At 44.5% G+C, this 4,123-nt stretch carries 6 protein-coding genes; 3 read left to right on the forward strand and 3 right to left on the reverse strand.

From position 1 onward, the window contains the following. Positions 1 to 29 precede the first annotated feature (29 nt). The 3 genes from VK541_RS23090 to VK541_RS23100 form a co-directional block, all read right to left on the reverse strand. Positions 30 to 485 (reverse strand): SGNH/GDSL hydrolase family protein, encoded by a 456-nt coding sequence (locus VK541_RS23090; RefSeq protein ID WP_324372939.1) that lies wholly within the window; start codon positions 483 to 485, stop codon positions 30 to 32. Between the two features lie 87 nt (positions 486 to 572). Then, on the reverse strand, positions 573 to 1,097 hold the full coding sequence (locus tag VK541_RS23095) for a hypothetical protein (protein WP_324372940.1): 525 nt from the start codon (positions 1,095 to 1,097) through the stop codon (positions 573 to 575). A gap of 40 nt (positions 1,098 to 1,137) precedes the next feature. Further along, entirely contained in the window at positions 1,138 to 1,935 is a 798-nt protein-coding gene (locus VK541_RS23100) for a DUF4382 domain-containing protein (protein WP_324372941.1), read from the reverse strand. A 234-nt stretch (positions 1,936 to 2,169) separates the two neighbouring features. Here VK541_RS23100 and VK541_RS23105 point away from each other — a divergent pair, with 234 nt between their 5' ends. From VK541_RS23105 to VK541_RS23115, 3 genes are read left to right on the forward strand one after another with little or no spacing between them, the layout of a single operon-like run. After that, positions 2,170 to 2,529, forward strand: coding sequence for a hypothetical protein (locus VK541_RS23105; protein ID WP_324372943.1), 360 nt, complete (start codon positions 2,170 to 2,172; stop codon positions 2,527 to 2,529). Positions 2,530 to 2,584: 55 nt separating this feature from the next. Further along, positions 2,585 to 3,379: a hypothetical protein gene (locus VK541_RS23110; protein WP_324372944.1), complete on the forward strand. Its 795-nt coding sequence runs from the start codon at positions 2,585 to 2,587 to the stop codon at positions 3,377 to 3,379. A 35-nt stretch (positions 3,380 to 3,414) separates the two neighbouring features. Next, positions 3,415 to 4,092 (forward strand): response regulator transcription factor, encoded by a 678-nt coding sequence (locus tag VK541_RS23115; protein WP_324372945.1) that lies wholly within the window; start codon positions 3,415 to 3,417, stop codon positions 4,090 to 4,092. The last annotated feature ends 31 nt before the right edge of the window (positions 4,093 to 4,123 follow it).

The following is a 4,123-nucleotide window of genomic DNA, read 5'->3' on the forward strand; positions in this document are numbered from 1 at the left end:
TATAAAAACGGCGATGGCAATAAGACCGTCTATGGGTCGTTTCGCTGCATTGGTGTGATCAATACGACCCTGGCAGTAGGGTTTAGCTTTCTGATCTTATCAATAATGATGCGAAACGACCCATAGACGGTCTTATTGCCATCGCCGTTTTTATAGTCTTCCATTGTGCCTACCGGCCGGCCGGACCACCAGTCATTTGTACCAAGAAACACAGAATACAAGTCTGCTTTTTCCAGTCCGAGGCCATCAATTTTTTCTGCTATGCCACCCGATGTCCAGCCGTTAAAACCCTTGTTGATATACTTTATATCCGGCATCAGCTCAGTTACCCTGGTCAGGTAACCTTTCTTTACCCGGTCTCCGGTTTCGCTGCTATGGTCATTCAGGTAAGTGATAGAGTCGCCGATTGCTACCCAGGTCAGTTGCTTCTGTTTAAATGAGATCAGCAGACATGTCGCAAGCACAAATAGCAGTAGTTTTTTCAAAAGTTTTGGTATTAGAAGTTTTTCATTCCTGTCATTACAAATTAAAGAAAAAAAGATTGTCTTTTGGCCATGGGTATCCGGCAAGAATTAGTGCTTGCCTTTGCCGCCACCCTTACTTTTTCCGCCGCCCTTGCCATTACCGCCATTGTGTCCTTTACCGCTATTTCCTTTGGCCTTAAATTGACCATTTCCGTTATTGCCGGGATGACCCTTCACTACATAATATTTAGGGCTTTTACTATACCTGATCACCGGCTGTGAATGGTTAGATCTGTATTTGGCATACTTTACTTTATGTGTGCTAAAGTACCTGTACGGCCGCGGAGAATTGATCACCACTTTGTAACCACGGTACAAGTCATAGCCCTGGTACCTCGGTGGCACTCCACCAGAAAATATCCAGTTGCCATTGCTTAAATAAACAAACCGACGCTCCGGGACATAATAATAGCTTTCGATCTCCGGCAGGTAATAATAATCAACATGGTCGTAACCCGTCGGGCCCCATAGTGGCTGCGACCCGATATTTACATTGATGCTCACCTGGGCAGCCGCCTTATTGGCACTGAGTCCAGTTATGGCAAGCAAAATTAGAAACATTAACCTTTTCATGATATTTGTGTTTAAATGTGTGTTAAAAAATGGTAACTAATTACTGGAGGGTTACGACACCGATACTGGTGTTCTGTCCGGCAGTAACCAAAATATTGTCAATAATTGCAGGAATGAAACCTTCCACAGGTACAATTTCTACCTTGTAACTGCCCGATGCCAGACCGCCAACAGTGAACCTTCCGGTGATCAGGTCTGTCATTGTTCCTACAGTGTCAGTACCAGAGATGACCAATACCTCAGGATGAGCAGCAATAGGCAGAACAGTACCGGAGATCAACCCCGATGTTGCTGCAGTGATGCCTCTTACTACGGGTTTCAGCATATATTTTCCATTTCCCGTAGCTACGATTGACTTGGCCGCATCAAAATCCAGTAACAAAGAATAAGTGATCCCCGGAACCAGTTCAGGATTTTCTTTCAGCTTGATTTTCCAGCCGGAACTTTGAGCGCTAGGTGTTTTCAGCTCCTGTTCCTGACCGTCTACTACAATAGAATTGCCTGAATCGTGCAGGATCAGCCTGATTTCGGTAATTTCTCCGGATGGCATATCGCCTGATGCAACGAGTATATCAGGATTACTTGTCCCGATCCTGAAATCAAGGATATCGAATATCCCATGGTCAACAGTAAAAGTATAAGGTTTGCCGCCGGACAGCAATACCACTGATTTGACATTCAGGTTGATCTCATCGAAATCTCCCGGTGCATCCGTCATGCGGATCTCTACTTTTGTTGTGCCGCCGGCGTCCTGGTTGTCCTTTTTGCAGGCTGCAAAGACTAACGAGCCAATTAGCAGAACTGCAGTTAATATCGAATAAAGTGTTTTGTTTTTCATAGCAATAGCTTTTACTTACAGTATTAGGTTTTGGTAAATGTTAGGTCAAAGCTCGATACGCAACATGAAATGAACATGAAATTTCAGATATATTATTTTCCCGGAATTTCATCTTAATTTCATGTTCAGTGTTTCCCTTTGTGAAGGATTTGGTGGCGCAGATGAAAACAATAATGTTTTAGGAGAGGATGATTGTTTGCCTCGAAAGAGGCAAACTTTCTTTATATTTACACAATGGCTATTTCACATTCAGCTATTTTACGCAAAGGTTTTTTATTTGGTTTGTTGTTAGTTTGTGTCAGTGCATTTCCCTCTGCTGCAAATTCTTTGGCAAAATCTACTGCAGCGCCTGCAGGCTACCTGTACACTACCAGCCACCAGAACTATCAGGATAAGAAAGGGGACAAAGCCAGAAAAAAAGAGAGCCCGGAAACCCAAAAACCAGAGGCCCAACGGGTCGATCCGGACAAGCAGAGCCCGCAGAAACCGGAGATCAAGCAGGTGCCCAAAGCCAGAAAACAATTGAAGCCTGCGGCTGTTAAACCTAAAGTAAAACCAGTCAGGATCATCAAGCCTAAAATCAAAAAGCACTAGAAATATGAAAGCAGCAGTCATCTGTCTATTGATATGCCTTCAAACCTGGGGGCTTATGGCTCAGACAGATGATGCGAATGATCCAAAAGCAACCAAAACTACATTGACCCTTGCAGCCATATATAGCAATAACGTCAGTTATTACGGTCAGTCCACCGCAGAAAAACTACCCTATGTACTTGCAAATGCCACTGCCAGGCTGCCAATAGGTTTTTATTTCTCAGCAGGGGCTTACAAATTGCTGAATATGGGCGGTGGCGTCTCAGAAACTGATCTAGGAATAGGATACGAGCACAACTTTACCGATAAGTTCAGTACAGATGCCAGCTACATCCGCTCTATCTTTCCAAAGAACTCTCCGCTGCTCCAGGCCGCCAATACCAACAACATCAACCTGACCCCGAGCTATACCTGGCCCTGGTTCAAGAGTTCGCTTTCCGCAGATTATGCATTTGGACAGGAAAGTGATTTTTTTCTGGGCATAACGAATTCAAAAGACATCAGCCTGGGTACTTTGTTTGATGAAGAAGACCAGCTCTCCATAGAACCGGCGATAGAAATTGTAAGCGGGACACAGCATTTTTACACCACCTATCAGCAGGAAAAAATAAAGCGCAACAACGGAAAGGGAAAGGGAGCGAATAATGGAAACGGAAATGCAGAAATCATTACTATCCCAAAAACCAGCTTCAACCTGCTGACTTACAACCTCAAATTGCCGTTGTCCTACAGCCGTTCCAGCTATTTAGCAGAGGTCGCCTACCAATTTTCTGTACTCAGCAGCAATGCCATCACAGAAGCCAAAAAACAGCAATCCTTTGTCAGTCTCAGTTTTTATTATCAGTTTTAACCCGATCAGATGGATCTTAACCCAATTCCACAGCAATGAAAGTCCTGATCATTGAAGATGAAAAAACGCTGGCCTACGAAATAGAAACTTTTCTAAAAAAAGCCTTTTACGTGTGTGATCTGGCCCATAATGCAGCAAAGGCTGCCGAGTGCATAGAAATGAACCAGTACGACTTCATATTACTGGATCTGGGACTGCCTGATGCGGATGGCCTGAGCCTGCTGCCAAAAGCTAAAAAACACAATCCGGATGCAGCCTACATCATCCTGACCGCCAGAGGAAACCTGGAAGACAAGATCGCCGGGCTCGACCTGGGCGCAGACGATTACCTGGCCAAACCATTTTCGCTGCTCGAATTGCAGTCTCGTATGCAGGCCATTGCCCGACGCAAGTTCAATGTCAATGTTGAGGCCATTTCGCTGGGCGATTTTAGTGTCAACCTCCAGACACGGTTCATTTATTTTCAAACCCGGCAGATCGAACTTTCGCGCAAAGAATTTGACCTGCTCAGCTATCTGCTGCTCCACAAAAACAGGGTGCTGACCCGTATGCAGCTCAGTGAACACATCTGGGGTACCTTTGCCGATGATGACTATGACTCCAATTACATTGATGCACACATCAAAAACATCAGGAAAAAGTTAAATCTATATGCAGCCACCGACTGGCTGGAAACAGTAAGGGGAGTAGGTTATAGAATCAGGAAATCATGAAGCTGTCTGTAAAACTCGTTTACTTCATTAC

This window comes from Pedobacter sp. (assembly GCF_035317785.1).
In the GTDB taxonomy this organism is placed as follows: Bacteria; Bacteroidota; Bacteroidia; order Sphingobacteriales; family Sphingobacteriaceae; genus Pedobacter.